17 protein-coding genes are annotated in these 19,911 nt (G+C 69.8%); 10 read left to right on the forward strand and 7 right to left on the reverse strand.

Features of this window, described 5'->3' with window-relative positions; translation table 11 throughout:
• Positions 1-49: 49 nt before the first annotated feature.
• The 3 genes from H6844_03000 (at position 50) to purH (ending at position 3,920) form a co-directional block, all read left to right on the forward strand.
• Positions 50-1,432: an MFS transporter gene (locus H6844_03000; protein ID MCB9928367.1), complete on the forward strand. Its 1,383-nt coding sequence runs from the start codon at positions 50-52 to the stop codon at positions 1,430-1,432.
• Positions 1,433-1,499: 67 nt separating this feature from the next.
• Entirely contained in the window at positions 1,500-2,177 is a 678-nt protein-coding gene (locus tag H6844_03005) for a ribulose-phosphate 3-epimerase (protein MCB9928368.1), read from the forward strand.
• A gap of 162 nt (positions 2,178-2,339) precedes the next feature.
• Positions 2,340-3,920, forward strand: coding sequence for a bifunctional phosphoribosylaminoimidazolecarboxamide formyltransferase/IMP cyclohydrolase (gene purH / locus H6844_03010; GenBank protein MCB9928369.1), 1,581 nt, complete (start codon positions 2,340-2,342; stop codon positions 3,918-3,920).
• A 175-nt stretch (positions 3,921-4,095) separates the two neighbouring features.
• On the opposite strand, the gene H6844_03015 is transcribed toward purH, so the two are convergent.
• Positions 4,096-4,353 carry a hypothetical protein gene (locus tag H6844_03015; GenBank protein MCB9928370.1) on the reverse strand — a complete coding sequence of 86 codons (258 nt, stop codon included), beginning with the start codon at positions 4,351-4,353 and terminating at the stop codon, positions 4,096-4,098.
• A 48-nt stretch (positions 4,354-4,401) separates the two neighbouring features.
• Positions 4,402-5,175, reverse strand: a complete 774-nt coding sequence (locus H6844_03020; protein ID MCB9928371.1) for a DUF502 domain-containing protein — start codon at positions 5,173-5,175, stop codon at positions 4,402-4,404.
• A 176-nt stretch (positions 5,176-5,351) separates the two neighbouring features.
• Between H6844_03020 and H6844_03025 the strand changes: the two genes are divergently transcribed.
• From H6844_03025 to H6844_03045, 5 genes are all read left to right on the forward strand, one after another.
• The gene (locus tag H6844_03025; GenBank protein ID MCB9928372.1) at positions 5,352-6,761 is read left to right on the forward strand and encodes an amidase; all 1,410 of its coding nucleotides are present in this window, start codon (positions 5,352-5,354) and stop codon (positions 6,759-6,761) included.
• Positions 6,762-7,051: 290 nt separating this feature from the next.
• The gene (locus H6844_03030) at positions 7,052-7,933 is read left to right on the forward strand and encodes a haloalkane dehalogenase (GenBank protein MCB9928373.1); all 882 of its coding nucleotides are present in this window, start codon (positions 7,052-7,054) and stop codon (positions 7,931-7,933) included.
• 3 nt (positions 7,934-7,936) lie between these two features.
• Entirely contained in the window at positions 7,937-8,653 is a 717-nt protein-coding gene (locus H6844_03035) for a hypothetical protein (GenBank protein MCB9928374.1), read from the forward strand.
• A complete protein-coding gene (locus H6844_03040) occupies positions 8,650-9,096 on the forward strand; it encodes a gamma-glutamylcyclotransferase (protein MCB9928375.1) in 447 nt (148 codons plus the stop codon). The genes H6844_03035 and H6844_03040 overlap by 4 nt, the downstream gene beginning before the upstream one ends.
• Before the next feature lie 9 nt (positions 9,097-9,105).
• Positions 9,106-10,020 (forward strand): DMT family transporter, encoded by a 915-nt coding sequence (locus tag H6844_03045; protein ID MCB9928376.1) that lies wholly within the window; start codon positions 9,106-9,108, stop codon positions 10,018-10,020.
• A gap of 127 nt (positions 10,021-10,147) precedes the next feature.
• Here H6844_03045 and H6844_03050 read toward each other — a convergent pair whose 3' ends face one another.
• From H6844_03050 to H6844_03070, 5 genes are all read right to left on the reverse strand, one after another.
• The gene (locus H6844_03050; GenBank protein MCB9928377.1) at positions 10,148-10,894 is read right to left on the reverse strand and encodes an alpha/beta fold hydrolase; all 747 of its coding nucleotides are present in this window, start codon (positions 10,892-10,894) and stop codon (positions 10,148-10,150) included.
• Between the two features lie 352 nt (positions 10,895-11,246).
• A complete protein-coding gene (gene dxs / locus H6844_03055) occupies positions 11,247-13,310 on the reverse strand; it encodes a 1-deoxy-D-xylulose-5-phosphate synthase (protein ID MCB9928378.1) in 2,064 nt (687 codons plus the stop codon).
• Positions 13,258-14,142: a polyprenyl synthetase family protein gene (locus H6844_03060; protein MCB9928379.1), complete on the reverse strand. Its 885-nt coding sequence runs from the start codon at positions 14,140-14,142 to the stop codon at positions 13,258-13,260. The genes dxs and H6844_03060 overlap by 53 nt, the downstream gene beginning before the upstream one ends.
• Before the next feature lie 15 nt (positions 14,143-14,157).
• Complete coding sequence (locus H6844_03065) at positions 14,158-14,421, reverse strand: exodeoxyribonuclease VII small subunit (protein ID MCB9928380.1); 264 nt, start codon at positions 14,419-14,421, stop codon at positions 14,158-14,160.
• Positions 14,418-15,356, reverse strand: coding sequence for a histone deacetylase family protein (locus tag H6844_03070; protein MCB9928381.1), 939 nt, complete (start codon positions 15,354-15,356; stop codon positions 14,418-14,420). Before H6844_03070 ends, H6844_03065 begins: the two co-directional genes overlap by 4 nt.
• 173 nt (positions 15,357-15,529) lie before the next feature.
• On the opposite strand from H6844_03070, the gene H6844_03075 reads away from it, so the two are divergent.
• Complete coding sequence (locus tag H6844_03075; protein ID MCB9928382.1) at positions 15,530-16,711, forward strand: efflux RND transporter periplasmic adaptor subunit; 1,182 nt, start codon at positions 15,530-15,532, stop codon at positions 16,709-16,711.
• On the forward strand, positions 16,708-19,908 hold the full coding sequence (locus H6844_03080) for an efflux RND transporter permease subunit (GenBank protein ID MCB9928383.1): 3,201 nt from the start codon (positions 16,708-16,710) through the stop codon (positions 19,906-19,908). The genes H6844_03075 and H6844_03080 overlap by 4 nt, the downstream gene beginning before the upstream one ends.
• The last annotated feature ends 3 nt before the right edge of the window (positions 19,909-19,911 follow it).

The raw sequence follows: 19,911 nt of genomic DNA on the forward strand, positions 1-19,911 counted from the left end.
GGGCGCGTTCGGCCTCGGGTGGCCACTGCATAAGGTTTAAGAGTTCACCATGTCTGACGAGCGGCCGCCCCGGCCGTCTGCCCGCAGCGGTTCGCGCCGCCCGGCCCCTGCTTCTTCCGCCCGCCGGCCCACCCGTCCGCCGGAAGCGCCCAGCCCGCGCGCCGCGGCCGGCCGCACCCTTTATCATGTGCTGGACCGGCGCCGCCCGCTCGAAGAGGCGATGGCGGAAGACCCGGCCTGGGGCAAGCTGCACGGCCGCGACCGCGCCTTCGCCCGCCTGCTGGTGACCACTGTCCTGCGCCGGCTCGGCCAGATCGACGATGCGGTCGGCCGGTTCGTCCAGCGTCAGCCGGAAGGCCGCGACGCCTATGTGCGGCACGTGCTGCGCCTCGCCGCCGCCCAGTTGCTGTTCCTGGATACGCCGCCGCACGCCGCCGTCGATCAGGCGACGCGCATGACCCGTGGCCCCGGCATGAAATCCATGGTGAATGCCGTGCTGCGCCGGCTGGTGGAGGCGCGCGGCACCGTCCTGCGCGAGCAGGACGCCGACCGGCTGAACCTGCCGGACTGGCTCTGGCGCTCCTGGTGCGAGGCCTATGGCGAGGCCGCCACCCGCGCCATCGTCCGCGCCCAGATGCAGGACCCGCCGCTCGACATCACGCTGCGTGCGGGGCAGGACCTGACGGTCTGGGCCGAGCGGTTGCAGGGCCGGGTGCTGCCGACCGGCACCATCCGCATTGCCAAGACCACCCATGTGCCGAACCTGTTCGGCTATGGCCAGGGGGTGTGGTGGGTGCAGGACGCCGCCGCGGCGCTGCCGGCCCGGCTGATGGGCGACGTCCATGGCAAGAGCGTGGTCGACCTCGCCGCCGCGCCCGGCGGCAAGACGCTGCAACTGGCCGCGGCCGGGGCGCAGGTGATGGCGGTCGACCAGTCGCGCGAGCGCCTGGAACGCCTGTTCGAGAATCTGGAGCGCACCAATCTCTCGGCCGACACCGACGTTGCCGATGGCCGCTACTGGCGGCCGCGCTCGCCGGTGGACGCGGTGTTGCTGGACGCGCCCTGCTCGACCACCGGCACGGCGCGTCGCCATCCCGACGTGCTCTGGAACAAGACGCCCGAGGCCATTGCCAGCCTGACCCAGGTGCAGGACGCGCTGCTGAAGAACGCCGCCGGCATGGTCAAGCCCGGCGGCCTGCTGGTCTATGCCTGCTGCTCGTTGCAGCCGGAGGAAGGGCCGAAGCGGATCGAGGCGTTCCTGCGCCGCCATCCCGCCTGGGGGCGGCAGCCGGTTGGCGCGGGCGAAATTCCCGGCTGCGCCGAATTCGTCACGGCCAACGGCGACCTCCGCACCCTGCCGAGCCACTGGCCGGGGCAGGGCGGCATCGACGGCTTCTACATCGCCCGCCTGGTGCATCGAGGGGCGACTTAAGGGCCGCTTGTCGGCCGGGGAGTCGCCTGCTAGGCGATCATCCGACAGGAGCCGCAGGACCGGACCCATGAGCCAGAAACAACCCCTCGCGATCGCGCCGTCGATCCTTTCCGCCGATTTCGCCAAGCTGGGGGAGGAGGTGCGCGCCATCACCGCCGCCGGCGCCGATCTGGTGCATGTGGACGTGATGGACGGCCATTTCGTGCCCAACCTCACCATCGGGCCGGACGTGCTGAAGGCGCTGAAGCCGCACTCGCACCTGCCGTTCGACGTGCATCTGATGATCAGCCCGGTCGACCCCTATATCGACGCCTTCGTCCAAGCCGGCGCCGACTATCTGACCGTGCATGTTGAGGCCGGGCCGCACGTGCACCGCTCGTTGCAGGCGGTGAAGGCCGCGGGCTGCAAGGCCGGTGTCACGCTGAACCCGGGCACGCCGGTCGAAACCGTGCTGGGCGTGCTCGACCTCTGCGACCTGGTGCTGGTGATGAGCGTCAATCCGGGCTTTGGCGGCCAATCCTTCATCGACAGCCAGATCGCCAAGATCGAACGCCTGCGCCAGGCCATCGATGCCTCTGCCCGCCCGGTGCGGCTGGAGGTGGACGGCGGCGTCAAGCCGGAGAATGCCGGCCGCATCTTCCGCGCCGGCGCCGACACGCTGGTGGCCGGCTCGGCCGTGTTCGCCGGCGGGCCCGCGCGCTATGCCGCGAACATCCGGGCGCTGCGCGATGCCTGTGTGGAATAGCGGAACCACCCCCAACGCTTCATCCCGAGTGGCCGGCACAGCCGGCATATCGAGGGACGCGGCGACGGATCCTTTGCGGCATCCCTCGATGCGCGCCGTTGGCGCCACTTGGGATGAAGCGGGTGATCCGCACCACGCCCCCGGCCACAGTGAGAGACTTCCATGACCGACTCCGTGAAAATCACCCGCGCCCTCATCAGCGTGTCCGACAAGACCGGCCTCGCCGAATTCGGCCAGTTTCTGGCGGCCCAAGGGGTGGAGGTTCTGTCCACCGGCGGCACCGCGCGCACGCTGCGCGAGGCCGGCGTGGCGGTGAAGGACGTCTCGGAAGTCACGGGCTTCCCGGAAATGCTGGACGGCCGGGTCAAGACCCTGCACCCGATGATCCATGGCGGCCTGCTGGGCCTGCGCGATGGCGGCGAGCACGCCCGGCAGATGGCCGAGCATGGCATCCGGCCGATCGACCTGCTGGTGGTCAACCTCTACCCGTTCGAGAGCACCGTGGCCGGCGGCGCCGGCTTCGACGACTGCATCGAGAATATCGACATCGGCGGCCCGGCCCTGATCCGCGCCGCCGCCAAGAACCACGCCTATGTGACCGTGGCGACCGAGCCGGAAGACCTGGCCGCGATCCGCGCCGAGATGGAGGCGCAGAACGGCGCCACCTCCGCCGCGCTGCGCCGCCGCCTCGCCGCCGCCGCTTATGCCCGCACCGGCGCCTATGACGCCGCCATCGCCCAGTGGTTCGGCCAGCAGGTGGACGAGCGCATGCCGCGCCATCTGGCCTTCGGCGGCAAGCGCGGCGACCTGCTGCGCTATGGCGAGAACCCGCACCAGGCGGCCGCCTTCTACGCCAATGGCGAGGCCCGCCCCGGCGTCGCCTCGGCCAGGATCGTGCAGGGCAAGGAACTCAGCTACAACAACCTGAGCGACACCGACGCGGCGTTCGAATGCGTCGCCGAGTTCGACCAGCCCGCCGTCGCCATCATCAAGCACGCCAATCCCTGCGGCGTCGCCGTCGGCGCCGATCTGATGGACGCCTGGGTGAAGGCGCTGCGCTGCGATCCGGTCAGCGCGTTCGGCGGCATTGTCGCCCTGAACCGCGCCCCGGACCCGGCGCTGGCGGAGGAGTTGAACAAGCTGTTCCTCGAAGTCGTGATCGCGCCCCAGGCCGACGAGGCCACCCTGGCCGTGCTGGGCAAGAAGAGGAACGTGCGGGTGCTGCTGACCGGCGGCATGCCGGACCCGTCGACCCAGCGCCTGACCGCGCGCACGCTCTCCGGCGGCCTGCTGGTGCAGACCGGCGACAACGGCCGGGTCAGCGCCGACGCGCTGAAGGTGGTCACCAAGCGTGCGCCGAGCGAGCGGGAAATGGCCGACCTGCTGTTCGCCTTCCGCGTCGCCAAGCACGTGAAGTCGAACGCCATCGTCTATGTCAAGGACGGCGCCACGGTCGGCGTCGGCGCGGGCCAGATGAGCCGGGTCGATTCCTCGCGCATCGCCGCCCGCAAATCCGCCGATGCGGCGGAGGCGGCGGGCCTGAGCGAGCCGCTCGCCAAGGGTTCGGTGGTGGCCTCCGATGCCTTCTTCCCGTTCGCCGATGGTTTGTTGAGCGCGGCGGAAGCCGGGGCGACGGCGGTGATCCAGCCGGGCGGCTCGATCCGCGACAAGGAGGTGATCGCCGCCGCCGACGAGGCCGGCCTCGCCATGGTCTTCACCGGCATGCGCCATTTCCGCCACTGAGGCGCGGCGGCTGTGTCCCGGAGCCTGCGGAGCGGGCGTCCGGGATCGGTCGATCTCGCGAACACCCACAGCCGCGGTGTTCGATGGAAGACACCGGCCCCGGGTCTCGGCTCCGCCTCGCCCGGGGAACACCGCAGCCGAAGGGGGCCTTCGCTGGCGACGTCCCGACGGGCCGCTACAGCCCCTCGATCAGGCGTTCGTTGTGGCGGTTGGCGGCGATCACCGCCCAGATGATCGAGATCAGCCAGATGACGCCGGTCGCCACCCCGAAGGTCACGAATCCCAGGATCAGGGCGGCCAGCGACAGCACGATCCCCCACGGGATCGAGACATAGAGCAGCCCCAGCGGCCCGAACAGGAAGGTCAGCAGGAAGGCCAGGCCCACGCTTTTCGACTGGATCACGCCGCGGGCGACGTCGGTGTTTCGGGTCATCCTGTTGTCCTTGGATCGGAGCCGCCGGCGCGCCGGATCATGGGCCGACTAGGCCCCCTGTAGCCGGCGTTGCGCCGCGGCCTCGTCGGCGCGGGCTTCGTCGTGAATGCTGGCGACGTGGATGGGCGGGTCGGCCTTGTGCTCGTTCGCCTTGCGATCCGGCGGCGTCACCAGGCCGCCCGAGACCACCATCTTGATGCCTTCCTCCACCGTCATGTCCAGCACATAGACATCGCGTTTCGGCAGGAACAGCAGAAAGCCGCTGGTCGGGTTCGGCGTCGTCGGCAGGAAGACGTTGAGCATGTCCTGGTCCGTCAGGTTCTGCACCTCGCCCTCGGTCTTGGCCGAGACGAAGCCCAGGCACCAGATGCCGCGGCGCGGATATTCCAGCAATACCACCTGGCGAAACGCCTCGGACTTGCTTTGCAGCACCGTTTCCAGGATTTGTTTCAAGGCGTTGTAGATGGTGCGCACCACCGGCATCGTGTTCACGATACGCTCGGCCGTGCGCATGAAAAACCGGCCGAGCATGCCGGCGGCCAGCGCGCCGATCAGGGTCACGCCGACAATGAACACCACCAGGCCGACGCCGGGAATGCTGAAGGGCAGCAGGGCTTCGGGATTGTAGCCGGCCGGGATCAAATTGCGGACGGTCGAGTCGAAGAAATCGATGATCTGGATCGCCAGCCAGACCGTGATGGTGATCGGCGCGGTGACCAGCACGCCCGCGAAAAAATAGGTGCGGATCCGAGCCGCGAAACTGCGCCGGATCCGGCGGGCGCGGCGGCGAAGAAATCCCCCGTTGGTGCGTTGCTCCGTCATCGTATCGATCGGTCTTTCCCAGGTTGCACCTGCGCGACCCCGGCGCGAGAATGTTTGTCACGCCTCACCGGTGCCGATAGGTATGGGCTATCAGATGGCGCTTCGGCTGTCGTCTGTCCATAGGTGGCAGCAATGGCAACCGGCACGGATCACCAGACAGCGGGACCTTCCATTTCATGAGCGACACCAATTTTTCCGGCCAGTCCATCGCGCAGCTTGCAACTGGCCTGCGGGAGGGCCGCTTGAAGGCCCGCGACCTGGCGGAAGCGGCCATCGACGCCCAGACCCGGCTGGAGCCGGCGCTCAACGCCTATCGAGACTGGAACCCGGACTATACCCGCGCCCAGGCGGACGCCGCCGACGCGGCGTTTGCCGCCCGCTTCGACCTGGGAGTGTTGCAGGGCCTGCCGGTCTCGGCCAAGGACCTTTATGCCGTCGCCGGCTACGAAACCTTTGCCGGCTCGCCCCATGCGCTGCCGATGTTCGCCGCCGAAGGGCCGGTGGTGCGCACGCTGCGTCGCAACCTGGCCGTGATCCCCGGCAAGACCCATACGGTCGAATGGGCGTTCGGCGGCATTGGCATGAACCCGCATCACGGCGCACCGCACAATCCCTGGGATGCCCGGGACCACCGCGCGCCCGGTGGTTCGTCCTCCGGCGCCGGCGTCTCGCTCTGGCAGGGCTCGGCCGTGGCGGCGCTGGGCTCGGATACCGCCGGCAGCGTGCGCATCCCGGCCAGTTGGACCGGCACGGTCGGCGTCAAGACCACCTACGGCCGCTGGTCGCTCGCGGGCATCGCGCCGCTGTCGCCGACGCTGGACACTGCCGGCGTGCTGGCCCGCTCGGCCGAGGATGCGGCGCTGGCCTTCGCCGCGCTCGACCCGCAGACGGACGACCCGATGGCCTTCCTGGCCGATTGCCGCCGGGTCGAGGCGCGCCGTTTCACCCTGGGCGTCTGCGACTGGATGTTCGAGGGGACCTCCCCCGGCGTGGCCGAGGCGGTGCAGCAGGCGCTGGATGCGCTCGCCGCCGCCGGCGCGCGCGTGGTCAAGGTGGAGGTGCCGAACCTGGTCGAACTGCACGAATTGTTCCGCCAGGGCGGCATTGCCGGGATCGAGTTCGCCGCCTTCATCTCCCGGCCGGAAATGGCGAAATGGAAGGCCGCGGTCGACCCCATCGTGCGCTCGCGCTTCACCGCCATCGAATCCGTGCCGGCGAACGAATACATCCGCCGCGTCACCCGCATCGGCGAAATGGCGGCGGAGGCCCGGCCGGTGTTCGAACGGGTGGACGCGATTGTCGGCCCAACCATCCCCATCACCCCGCCGAAACTGGCCGACCTGCAATCGGTCGAGGCGTATTCCAGCCACAACCTCCAGTCGCTGCGCAACACCAGCGTCGGCAACATCCTGGCGCTGTCGGGCGTGACCCTGCCGGTGGGCCTCGACGCTGCCGGCATGCCGGTGGGGTTGCAGGTGCTGACGCCGAACGGCGCCGACCAACAGGCGCTGGCCATGGCGGTGGCGTTCGAGCGCGTGCTGGGCACGCCGCGCGACCGCCTGGGCGTGCCGGCAATGGTGAAATAGGGGGGCGAGATTCGCCATGGTCCCGACGCGGCGGCGTCCGGGGCCGGCACTCTCCCCTCCGGCGTCTTTGCGAGCCCGCAGTCGCGGGCGCGGCAATCCAGACCACCTTCTCATGCTGAGCCGCGGCGTCTCTGGATTGCCACGCGGGCTTCGCCCGCTCGCAATGACGCCGAAGAGAGATTCAACGTGGCGCGCGCTTCCTGCCGCGTGTTGCTTGCGCCAGGGTCCCGATCCGTGATGATGAAGGTCAAGGCCAAACAACCATCGCCCCTTCAGGAGACACCCTGATCATGTCCGACCTCTCCACCGCCGAACTGCCGAAGCGCTTCGCCACTGTCGACGGCAAGCGCATGGCCTATTACGAGGCCGGCGCCGGCGATCCCATCGTGTTCCTGCACGGCAACCCGACCAGCAGCTATCTCTGGCGCAACGTCATCCCGCACGTGGCCGATCTGGGCCGGGTGATCGCGCCGGACCTGATCGGCATGGGCGACAGCGACAAGCTGGACGATGTCGGGCCGGACTCCTACCGCTTCGTCGAGCACCGCCGCTATCTCGACGGCCTGCTGGAACAGTTGGGCGTTACCGCGGGCGCGACGCTGGTGATCCACGATTGGGGCTCGGCGCTGGGCTTCGACTGGGCCAACCGCCACCGCGCTGCGGTCAGGGGCATCTGCTATATGGAGGCCATCGTCCGCCCGGTGACCTGGGCCGAATGGCCGGACGCGGCAAGACCCGTGTTCCAGGGCTTCCGCTCTGCCAATGGCGAGGCGATGGTGCTGGACAAGAACGTGTTCGTCGAGCGCGTGCTGCCGGGCTCGATCATCCGCCCCCTCGCGGATGCGGAAATGGCCGTCTATCGCCGGCCCTTCGCCGAGCCGGGCGAGGGCCGCCGGCCGACGTTGACCTGGCCGCGCCAGATCCCGATCGAGGGCGAGCCGGCGGACGTGGTCGCCATCGCCGGCGACTATGCCGACTGGCTGGCGGCAAGCCCGCTGCCGAAGCTGTTCGTCAACGCCGAGCCGGGCGCGATCCTGACCGGGCCGCAACGCGAGTTCTGCCGCACCTGGCCGAACCAGACCGAGGTGACGGTGAAGGGCAGCCATTTCATCCAGGAGGACTCGCCGCACGAGATCGGCGCGGCCCTCCGCGCCTGGATGCAGGGCATCTGAGGCATGTCCGGCGACGGCATTCTCATCGTCTGGACCGGCGTCACCGCCGAGCAGGACGCCCGCTTCAACGCCTGGTACAACCGCCAGCACCTCTCCGAACGCGCCAACGTGCCGGGCTTCCGGAACGGCCGGCGCTACAAGGCCGTGCACGGCGCGCCGGCCTATCTGGCCTGGTACGAGCTGGACAGCCCCGCGGTGTTCGCCAGCGACGCCTATGCCGAGCGGCAGAACAACCCGACCGGCTGGACCCAGGCGGTCATGCCCGGCTTCCGCGACGTTACCCGCGTCGCTGGCCGGGTGGAGGCCCGGCTGGGGCAGGGCCTGGGCGGGGCCTGCGCCTCCTGGCGGCTGACGCCGGCCGCCGGCGCGGAGGCCGGGCTGGCGGACTGGCTCGCCCGCGAGGCGCTGCCGCAACTGCTGGCGCAGAACACCGACATTCTGGGCGCCGTGCTGGCTGCGCCCCTGGCTGCGGCGGACGATGCCGGTGCCGCCTCCAACGAGACCCGGATGCGCGCCCAGCCGGACAACCCGCCCTGCTGGGGCCTGCTGATCGAATGCGCCGATGGGGAGACCGCGCAAGGGGTGCAGGCGCGGCTCGACCCGACCCTGCTGGCCCGGCATGGCGTCGAACGGAGCGAGCCCGGCATCTATGCCCTGGTCACGGCGCTGGGCCGGTTCGACTCCACGCCCGCCGCCGATCCGGAGGACCTGGTGCCTTGAATCCGCCGCTGGGCGTCTACGGCACCCTGCTGGACGCAGAGGTGCGGCGGCTGGTGCTGGGCCGCTGCCGCACCCGCGCGGGGGTGCTGGCCGGCTGGGAACGGGTGTATGTGGCCGGCGAGATCTATCCCGGCATCCGGCCCCGCGCCGGCGCCCGAACCGACCTGCTGGTGCTGGACGGGCTGGACGCGCCCGCGCTCGCCCGCGGCGATGCGTTCGAGGGGGAGGAGTATGAGCGTCAGGTGTTGCAATTCACGTTCGCCGACGGCGAGCCGGGCGAGGCCATGGTCTATGTTCCCACACCCGCCATTCGCCTGTCGGACCGGCCCTGGCGCTATGATTGGCTCTGGCGTGCCCGCCACCGCCGCCGGTTTCTGGCGATGACGCGTGCGACGATGACACGGGCCGCGATGATGGGCGGCCACACGGTGGTGAGGGGATAGGACGCGCGCATGACCGCCACAGCCAAGGCCTCGCCGGACGCCAATAGCGGCGGCTCGGTGGCCGCCGGGCACCTGATGGGCCTTTACACCGCACTCAGCTTCGGCAGCGCCTATCCGGTGGGCAAGCCGCTGGTGGCGGTGGTCGATCCGTTCGTGTTTTCCTCGGCGCGCTATCTGGTGGCCGGGACGGTGCTGTTGCTGGGCTTGCAACTCTTCACCCGGCGTGGCGCCGGCGTGCCCTGGCGGGAAGTGCCGATCCTGGCCTTCACCGGGTTTCTGGGCTTCACCGTGTTTCAGGGCCTGTGGGGCATCGCGCTCGATCTGACCACCGCGTCCAAGGCCAGCGTGCTGGTCTCGACAACGCCGGTGTTCGCGGCGCTGATCCACGCGGTCCAGGGCCATCGCCTGCCGGCGCGTGCCTGGGCGGGAATCGCGGTGGCGTTTGCCGGGGTGTTCTGCGTCATCAACAACTCGTTCGCCGCGGTGACCATCGGCGGCGGCTCCCTGGCCGGCGATGCGCTGTTCGTGGCCATTGCCGGCGTCTGGGCGTTGTACGGGGCCCTGTCGCGGCCGGTGATCGCCCGCATCGGCGCGGCCCGCTCCGCGGCCTGGGCGGCCCTGCTGGGAGCGCTGTTCCTGCTGCCCGTCGCCATCCCCGGCGCCCTGGCACAGGACTGGAGCGCGGTTCCGTCCGGCCTGGCGCTGAACTTCGCCCATATGGCGCTGGTGATCGGCTGCCTCGGTATGCTGACCTGGAACGGCGGCCTGCGCCGGCTGGGTCTGCCGAAAATGACGGTCTGGCTCTATCTGACGCCGGTGTCCGCGGTGGTGCTGGCCAGTTGGATGCTGGGCGAATGGCTGACGCTGCCGCAAATGGTCGGCGCCGGCCTGGTCCTGTCCGGCGTGGCCCTGACCCAGCGTTAGAGCGCTTTCGGCACGGGTTGACCCACTCTCCTGTCCCCGCATCCGCGAGGAAAGAGAAGATGGGGTGGTGCGCCAGCGGGAAAAGAATTCGCGCCAGCCGGTCCTCAGCGGAGGGCTCCGCTCGGCGTTAGCGCGGCAGCGTCGCCAGGAAGGCGTCCAGCGCCGCGTTGAACGCCGCCGGCTGGTCCAGGTTGGCGACATGGCCGGCATTGGGGATGACCGATTTGACGGCGCCGGGGATTTTCTTCGCCATATAGTCGCTGGCGGCCAGGAACGGCGCGTCGTTCGCACCGACGATGACGAGGCTCGGCACGGCGATCTCCGGCAGCACGCGCATCACCCGGTCGTCGCTCTGGGCCAGCATGCCGCGCGCCGCGTGGGCGAGGCCGGTGGCGTCGCGGTGTTCGCCGGCCGCCTGGAGCCCGTCCAGGCCCTCCTGCTCGAACTTCACCGCCCGCGCCTCGGCCCGGGCGTTCCATTCGTCCCGGGCGTCGTCCTTGCGATAGCCGGGGCCGCAGTCGATGATCAGCAGCGCCGCGCAGCGCTCCGGATGGGCCGCATAAAACGACAGGCTGGTATAGCCGCCGAGCGACAGGCCGCCGACAATGGCCTTGTCCACGCCCAGATGGTCCAGCAGGGCGGCCATGTCGGCGACGGAATGGTCCTCGGAATACAGGTCGGGGTCGTCCGGGTAGTCGCTGTCGCCATGCCCGCGGAAATCCCAGGTGATGACGGTGTAGCGGTCCTGCAAATGCGCGGCTTGCGCCGCCCACATGCGGCGGGTCAGGCTGAACCCGTGCGACAGCAGGATGGCAGGCCCGTTTCCGGTCACGGAATAGGCAATCCGTACCCCATTGCGGTCAAGATAAGGCATCCAGGGACCTCTTCCAAGGCGGTGGGCATCCGCATACCTTAGGCGTAATCCAGCCGACGACGCAACTATCGCATTGTCCTTGCACGCAAAGCTCGCAAATACAATTCCCGGACGCGCACGATTGTAAATTGGGGCTTGATTCTGCGGTGAACTGTGCAAAGATACTGTATGCACATGGCGTCCCGAGCGTTGCGTTATCGCTCCTGCCCTTCCGGGATGCCGTGTGTTAACCGTTCGGAGATACATTTTCCGTATCCCCAACGCGGTTCACGCTCTCTCCTGACTTCGCCCCGGTAAGCTCTGGCTTCCGGGGTGTCTTTTTTTGGGAGAGGCGATGGCGAAACCGGGGCGGTCAGGCCCGGGCTTCGCGGCTGTCGCGGTCGAGGGCGGCCAGCACCGTCGCGGCGATGGTCTCGGCATCCAGGCCGGCCTGGTGCACCTGGGCCTCCGGCTTGTCCTGCTCCAGAAAGGCGTCCGGCATGGTCAGCGGGCGCACTTTCAGGCCATGGTCCAGCAGGCCTTCGCGGGCCAGATACTCCAGCACGATGGCGCCGAATCCCTGGGGCGCGGCTTCCTCCACCGTCACCAGCACCGGATGTTCGCGGGCGAGGCGGCGCACCAGGTCGGTGTCCAGCGGCTTGGCGAAGCGGGCATCCGCCACCGTGGCGGAAAGGCCGTGCGCGGCCAGCCGGTCGGCCGCCGCCAGGCAGTCGGCGACGCGCGAGCCATAGCCAAGCAGGGCGACCGCCGTGCCCTGGCGCACCACCCGGCCCTTGCCGAGCGGCAAGACCTCGCCCCGTTCGGGCAGGGCGACGCCCTGGCCCTCGCCGCGGGGGAAGCGGATCGCCGAGGGGCGGTCGTCGAGCGCGATGCTGGTGGCCACCATGTGGCGCAGTTCCGCCTCGTCCGAGGGCGCCATCAGCACGAAACCGGGCAGCGGCCCCAGATAGGCGATGTCGAAGGCACCGCAATGGGTCGAGCCGTCGGCGCCGACATAGCCGGCGCGGTCGAGGGCGAAGCGCACCGGCAGGCCCTGGATCGCCACGTCGTGCACCACCTGGTCGTAGGCGCGTTGCAGGAAGGTGGAATAGATGGCGCAGACCGGCTTCAACCCCTCGGTCGCCAGACCGGCAGCAAAGGTGACCGCGTGCTGTTCGGCGATGCCGACGTCGAAGGTCCGCTCCGGAAACGCCTTGGCGAACGCGTCCATGCCGGTGCCGGACGGCATGGCGGCGGTGATGCCGACAATCGTTTCGTCGCGCTCGGCCTCGTCGATGAGGGAGTCGGCAAACACCTTGGTGTAGCTCGGCGCCTTGGCGCTGCCCTTGGCCTGCTCGCCGGTGACGACGTTGAACTTGGAGACGCCGTGATACTTGTCGGCCGCGGCTTCCGCCGGCGGATAGCCCTTGCCCTTCTGGGTCACGACATGGATCAGCACCGGCCCGTGGTCGGCGCTGTCGCGCACATTGCGCAGCACCGGCAGCAGATGGTCCAGATTGTGGCCGTCGATCGGGCCGACATAATAGAAGCCCAGTTGCTCGAACAGGGTGCCGCCGGTGGCGATGCCGCGGGCCATGCTCTCGGCCCGGCGGGCGGCTTTCTCGAACGGGCCGGGGAAGATGCGGGCGATGTCGCGGGCCAGATGGCGCAGCGAGGCATAGGGCCGGGACGAGATCAGGCGCGAGAGATAGGCGCTCATGGCGCCCACCGGCGGCGCGATCGACATGTCGTTGTCGTTCAGGATCACCACCAGCGGCGCGTCCATGCTGCCGGCATTGTTCATGGCCTCATAGGCCATGCCGGCGGACATGGCGCCGTCGCCGATGACGCTGACCACCCGCCGCGGCCGGCCCTGCAACTGGCTACCCACGGCCATGCCGAGGCCGGCGGAAATCGAGGTGGAGGAATGGGCCGCGCCGAACGGGTCGTATGCGCTTTCGCTGCGCTTGGTGAACCCGGAAAGCCCGCCGCCCTGGCGCAGGGTCTGCATGCGGGCGCGCCGGCCGGTCAGGATTTTGTGCGGATAGCACTGGTGGCCGACATCCCAGATCAGCCGGTCGTCCGGCGTGTCGAACACATAGTGCAGCGCCACGGTCAGTTCGACCACGCCCAGGCTCGCGCCCAGATGGCCGCCGGTGACCGAGACGCTGTCGATGGTATCGTCCCGCAATTCGTTCGCCAGCTGACGCAGGTCGGCTTCCGGCAGCTTGCGCAGATCGGCGGGCCAGGTGACGCGGTCGAGCAGCGGGGTCTTGCTGTTGGGGATCGACACCAGGGTCTCCTCAAGCTGTGTGGTCCGACGGCGCCCGAACCGCAGGCGGCCTCGTCGGACGCGTTCCGTCCGGGCCCGGCGCCATGCCCGTCTAGGCGCGCCGCTCGACCACGAATACCGCCGCGTCGCGCAGCGGATTGGCATTTTCTCCGAAGCGAGCAATATGCGCCAGTGCCTGTTCGATCAACAAGTGGGCTTGAGCGCGCGCGGCGTCGGGCCCCAGGGCGGTGATGGCGGTGACCTTGCCGGCGTCGCGATCCTTGCCGACGCGCTTGCCCACGGCGGTCTCGTCGCCTTCATGGTCCAGCAGGTCGTCGATGATCTGGAAGGCCAGGCCCATGTCCATGGCATAGGCATAGAGCGCCGCCCGGGCGGCGGTGTCCGCCTCGCCCAGCAGGGCGCCGCATTCGCAGGCGAACGCGAACAGCGCGCCGGTCTTGAGGCGTTCCATCCGCACCACGTCGCCATAGGTGGGGGCGGCGGGCGGGCTCAGGTCCAGCATCTGGCCGCCGACCATGCCGCGTGCGCCCACCGCCTGGGCCAGGCCGCCGACCAGGGCGCAGCGCACGGCCGGGTCCGGATGGGTGGCCGGGTCGGTCAGGATCTCGAACGCGAGCGGCAGCAGGGCGTCGCCGGCCAGGATCGCCGTCGCCTCGTCGAACTCTTTGTGCACGGTCGGCCGGCCGCGGCGCAGGTCGTCGTCATCCATGGCCGGCAGGTCGTCGTGGATCAGCGAATAGCTGTGCAGCAGTTCCACGGCGGCGGCGACCCGCAACGAGCGGTCGTCTGGCACGCCGAACAGCCGGGCGCTGGTCACCACCAGGAACGGCCGCAGCCGCTTGCCGGGGCCGAGCGCGCCATAGCGCATGGCGTCGAACAGGCGGGCCTCCGGCCCGTCGCCGTCCGGCAGCAATTTCGCCATGAGCGGATCGACCGCAGCGGCGATGGCGGCGAGTTCCTCGCTGAATCCGGCCATGATCGGATCGGGTCCTCAGGTCTCGAAGGGCTGGGTGCCGGTGGGCTGGCCCGCGGTGTCGAGCGTGATGCGCTCCACCTTTTCGCGCGCCTCCCGCAGCTTCGCCTCGCAATGGGCCTTCAGCGCCGCGCCGCGCTCATAGGCGCCGATGGCGTCGTCCAGGCTGGACTTGCCCTGTTCCAGGCGGCTGACAATGGCTTCGAGCTCGGCCAGCGCCTGCTCGAACGACAGGGTGGCGATCTCGGGTTTGGCAGCGGTTTCGGCGGCGGGATCGGTCATCCGGCGGGCCTCATCAATTCGGCGACATGGGCGGCGACGCTGTCGCCGAGCGCTTGCAGGTCATACCCGCCTTCGAGCACGGATGCCAGCCGACCATGGCAGCATTCGCCCGCCACGGTCAAAAGTTCGCGGGTGGCCCAGCCGAAATCCTCGGTCTGGAGGGCCAGATTGGCGAGCGGATCGCGGGCATGGGCGTCGAAGCCGGCGGAGACCAGAATCAGCTCCGGCGCGAACGCCCGCAGCGCCGGCAGCACGCCCCGGGAGATGGCCTCCCGGAAGGCGGCCGAGCCGGAGCCGGGGGCGAGCGGCACATTGCAAATATTGCGGCCGTTGGCGCCGCGTTCGGAGGCGCGGCCGCTGCCGGGGTAGAGCGGCATCTGGTGGGTGGAGGCGTAGAACAGGCTGGGCTCGTCCCAGAACGAGGCCTGGGTGCCGTTGCCGTGATGGACGTCGAAATCGACCACCGCCACCCGCTCCAGGCCGTGCTCTGCCTGGGCGTAGCGCGCGGCGATGGCGACGCTGTTGAACAGGCAGAAGCCCATGGGCCGCTCCGGCTCCGCATGGTGGCCGGGCGGGCGCACGGCGCAGAAGGCGTTGCGGCCGGCCTTGGCCAGCACCAGGTCGACCGCGTCCAGCAGCGCGCCGGTGGCGTGGCGGGCGGCGTCGAGCGAGCCGGGCGACATCGCCGTGTCGCCGTCCAGCATCACCAGGCCCTCCGCCGGCGCGTGCGCAAGGATCGCCTCCACATAGCGTTCCGGATGGACCAGGGCGAAATCCCGGTCCCGTGCGGCGCGGGGCGAGCGCCGGTCGAGGGCGGCGAATGGCGGCGCGGCCAGGGCCTGCCACACCGCCTCCAGCCGTTCCGGGCGCTCCGGATGGCCGTCCGGCGGGCGGTGGGCGGCGCATGCCGCAGTCGTGAACAGGGTCGTCGTCATCTGCACCTTCGCGTTCGGTCGCCAAAAAGCGTATAAGGTGGCGCTCGATAACGCCAGCGTTCGCGGTGAAGACGTCGCGGCGCATGCGGGTAGTGATCCCGGTGGAGAGGCTTGCGATCTTGTTGATGTCTCGTTGTCAGACCTTTGGGCCTGCGTGTGGCGCGCGTGTATTATTGGCGCTGCTGCTGGGGGTTCTGGCCCTGGCGCTCGCCTCGACAGCCCGGGCCCAGCGGCCGGCCCTGGTCGCCGTCGATCCGGTGGTGCGGGAGCCCTTGCGCCAGACCCAGCCGATCCAGGGCCGCTTCGTCGCCCGCCGCGCCGGGCCGATCGCGGCGCAAAGTCGGGGTGCGGTGACGGAGATGCGCGTGGCGGTCGGCGACCGGGTCGCCAGGGGCGACGTGCTGGCCGTGCTCGACACCGACCGGCTGGCGGCCGAGGTGGAACAGCGGCGCGCCACGGTCGGCTATCGCAAGGCGCAACTGGACGGCGCCGAGGCGCGCGAGCAGCAGGCGCAGCAGGAATGGACGCGCATGCAGCGCCTGCGCAGGTCCGCCGCCTTCAACCAGGCGCGGCTGGACGATCTGGCCAATGCGGCCTTGCAGGCCCGCCTGCAAATTGTCGAATTCGCCGCGGTGCTGGAGACCGCCAAGGCCGAGCTGGACGTGGCGGAACTGGACCTGAAGCGCGCCCACATCGTCGCGCCGTTCGACGGCGTCGTCAGCCGGCGCTACATCCAGGCCGGCGCCTATGTTGCCGACGGCGCGCCGGTGGTCGACCTGATCGACGACCGCTCGCTGGAGATCGAGGCGGACGTGCCCGCCACCCGCATCGGCGGGCTGGAGCCGGGCCTGACCGTCACGGTCGACCTGGACGAGCGGCCGCCGCAGCAGGCCGTGGTGCGGGCGGTGGTGCCGCAGGAAAACACCATGTCGCGCACCCGCGCCGTGCGCTTCACGCCGCAATTCGACCCGAGCGCCCTCAACGCCGCCGCCGGCGCCGCCGCGACGGTGCGGGTGCCGGTCGGCGCGGCGCGCGACGTGCTGACCGTGCACAAGGACGCCGTCATCGAGCAGGGCGGCTATTTCGTCTTCGTGGTCGAGGGCGGCAAGGCGGAGCGCAAGCGGGTGCTGCTGGGCGAATCCACCGGCAGCCGCTTCGTGGTGCTGGACGGGCTGGAGGCCGGCATGCAGGCGGTGATCCGCGGCAACGAACGCCTGCGCCCCGGCCAGCCGGTGACGACCGGCGCGCCCATGGGCGGCGTAAAACCGGGAGGCGCAAAACCGGGCGGCGCAAAACCGGGTGACGGCAAAGCCGGCGGCTCGGCCGCCGCGAGCGGGAAAGGGACCGGCTCATGAACCTGATCCGGGTCGCGATCGACCGGCCGATTGCGGTCATCGCCGGCGTCATCCTGGTGGTGATGTTCGGCGTCATCGCGCTCCAGACCATCCCGATCCAGTTGATCCCGGATGTGCGCAAGCCGGTGATCGAGGTGGAAACCAACTGGCCCGGCGCCGCCCCGGCTGAGGTGGAACGCGAAATCGTCAACCGCCAGGAGGAGGCGCTGCGCGGCCTCCAGGGCCTGGAAACCCTGGAGAGCACGTCCGAGACCGGGCGCGGCCGCATCACGCTGCATTTCCGGGTCGGCCAGAACATGGACCAGGCGCTGCTGCTGGTCTCGAACCGGCTGGACCAGGTCAACGGCTATCCGGATGAGGCGGACGAGCCGTCGCTTAAGACCTCGTCGTCCGAGGACAACGCCATCGCCTGGTTCATCGTCGTGCGCGAGCCGGGCAATGACGAGCCGATCCACACCTTTTTCGACTTCATCGAAGACACCGTCTCCGAGCGGCTGGAGCGGGTGCCGGGCGTGGCCAGCACCCGCATCTATGGCGGCGCCGAACGGCAGTTGCAGATCACCGTCCAGCCGGAGCGCATGGCCCATTACGGCCTGACCATCGGCGAGATCGTCGGCCGGCTGCGTGCCGCCAACGCCTCCATGTCCGCCGGTGACGTGGACGAGGGCAAGCGCACCTATGTGGTGCGCACCGAAGGCGAACTGACCAGCCCGGCGGCGGTGGGCGCCGTCGTGCTGCGCTCGCTGACCGATCCGGATACGGGCCGCGTCGCCCGGGTGACGGTGGCCGATGTCGCCGACATCGCCTTCGGCTACGACAAGCCGCGGGCGACCATCCGCCGGCTGGGCAGTGCCGCCATCGGCGTGCCGCTCTACCGCGAGACCGGCGCCAATGTGATCGAGACCATGGAGGGCATCCGCGCCGCGGTGGCCGACCTGAACCGGGACCTGCTGCCGCGGGCCCGGCTGCGCCTGATCCAGACCTATGACGAGACGGTCTATATCGACTCCGCCATCGACCTGGTGCGCCAGAACATCGTCGTCGGCGGCTTGCTGGCGGCCGGGCTGCTGTTGCTGTTCCTGCGCTCGTGGCGGCCGACGCTGATCGTCTCCATCGCCATTCCGGTCTCGGTGATCGGCTCGTTCGTGGCCATGGCGGCGCTGGGGCGCTCGATCAACGTGATCTCGCTGGCGGGCATCGCCTTTGCCGTCGGCATGGTGGTCGACGCCGCCATTGTCGTGCTGGAGAACATCTACCGCCTGCGCGAATCCGGCCGCAGCCCGCGCGACGCCGCCTATGAGGGCGCGAACCAGGTCTGGGGCGCGATCCTGGTCTCGGCGCTGACCACGGTGATGGTGTTCATTCCGCTGCTGGTCATGGACCTGGAGGTGGGCCAGCTGTTCCGCGACATCGCGGTCGCCATCAGCGTCTCGGTCTGCCTGTCGCTCCTGGTGGCGATCACCATGATCCCGGCGCTGGCGCAAAGCCTGCTGACCCGCCCGGTGGCGGAAAAGCCGATCCGCATTCCGGGCGTCGACCATTTCGCGCGCTGGTTCGCCCGCGGCGTCGTCGGCTATGTGCGCCTGGTGCTGCGCCGCAAGACCGCCGCCATCGGCTCGGTCGCCATCATCACCGCCGTCGCGACCGCCGCCACGGTGCTGCTGCTGCCGAAGCTGGACTATCTGCCGGACGGCAACCGCAACCTGATCATCGGCTATATGATCCCGCCGCCCGGCTACAACCTCGACACCATGACCGAGATCGCAAGCCGGGTGGAGGACCGCGTCCGCCCGCTGTGGGTGAGCGAGACCGGGCCGGAGCCGACGGCCGACGGCACGCCGAAGATCGAGGACTTCTATTTCGTCGCCTTGCCCTCGCTCACCCTGGTGATCGCGCGCTCGGCCGACCCGGCCCGGGTGAAGGACCTGATCCCGGCCATGAGCGCGCCGGTGTTCCAGGAGCCGGGGACGATCGGCTTTTTCCGCAACGCCTCGCTGTTCGGCCGCGGCATCGGCGGCTCGCGCGCCATCGACCTGAACGTCTCCGGGCCGGAGCTGAACGACATTGTCAGCGTCGCCCAGCGGGCGGCCGGCAAGGTGGAGGCGGCGCTGCCGCGGGCGGACGGCCACCAGATGCGGCCGCTGCCGGACCTGACCCTGGGCGCGCCGGAGGTGCGGCTGACGCCGAACCGCGCGCGGCTGGCCGATGCCGGCGTCTCCGCGGTGGAGCTGGGCCAGACCGTCGACGTGTTTAACGACGGCCTGCGCGTCGCCGAGGTGACCGTGGGGGCGAAGCGGCTGGACCTGATGCTGCGCGGCCCGTCGGAGGAGATCCTGCGCACCCAGGGCATCAACTATCTGCCGGTCGTTACCGGCGACGGCATGATCCTGCCGGCGAGCGAACTCGCCCGGATCGAGGTGACGTCCGGCCCGACCCAGATCCGCCACAACGAGCGCCTGCGCACCATCACCCTGCAAATCAGCCCGCGCGCCGACCTGCCGCTGGAGGAGGCGATGGACCTGATCCGCTCGCAGGTGCTCCAGCCGCTGGCGGCGGAAGGGCTGCCGCCGGGCGTCAAGTTCTCGCTGGAGGGCTCCGCGAGCGAACTGGCCAAGACCTGGGACCACATGTCGGTCGATCTGGTGCTGGCGGTGGTGATCGTGTTCCTGGTGATGGCGGTGCTGTTCGAGAGCTTCGTCTATCCGCTGGTCATCCTGGTCTCGGTGCCGGTGGCGGCGGCGGGTGCGGTCGCGGGACTGGCGATCCTGAACCTGTTCACGCTCCAGAATCTCGACATGCTGACGCTCTTGGGCTTCATCATCCTGATCGGCATTGTGGTGAACAACGCCATCCTGCTGGTGCACCAGTCGCTGTTCCACATCCGCCAGGAGGGGATGGGCGTCACCGATGGCATTATCGAGGCCACCAGCAACCGGATCCGGCCGATTTTCATGTCGACGCTGACCAGCATTTTCGGCATGGCGCCGCTGGTGATCTTTCCCGGCGCGGGCTCGGAACTGTACCGGGGGCTGGGCAGCGTGGTGCTGGGCGGGCTCAGCCTCTCGGCGGTGCTGACGCTGCTGGTGGTGCCGCCGCTGATGGCCGTGGTGGTCGGCCCGCTGGAGCGACGGCGCACGGCCCAGGCGGCGGCTCTGTCCAAGCATGGCGAGGCACCGCGGGTGCGGCCGGCGGAGTGAGCC

It is taken from the genome of Alphaproteobacteria bacterium, assembly GCA_020638555.1.
Classification (GTDB): domain Bacteria; phylum Pseudomonadota; class Alphaproteobacteria; order Bin95; family Bin95; genus JACKII01.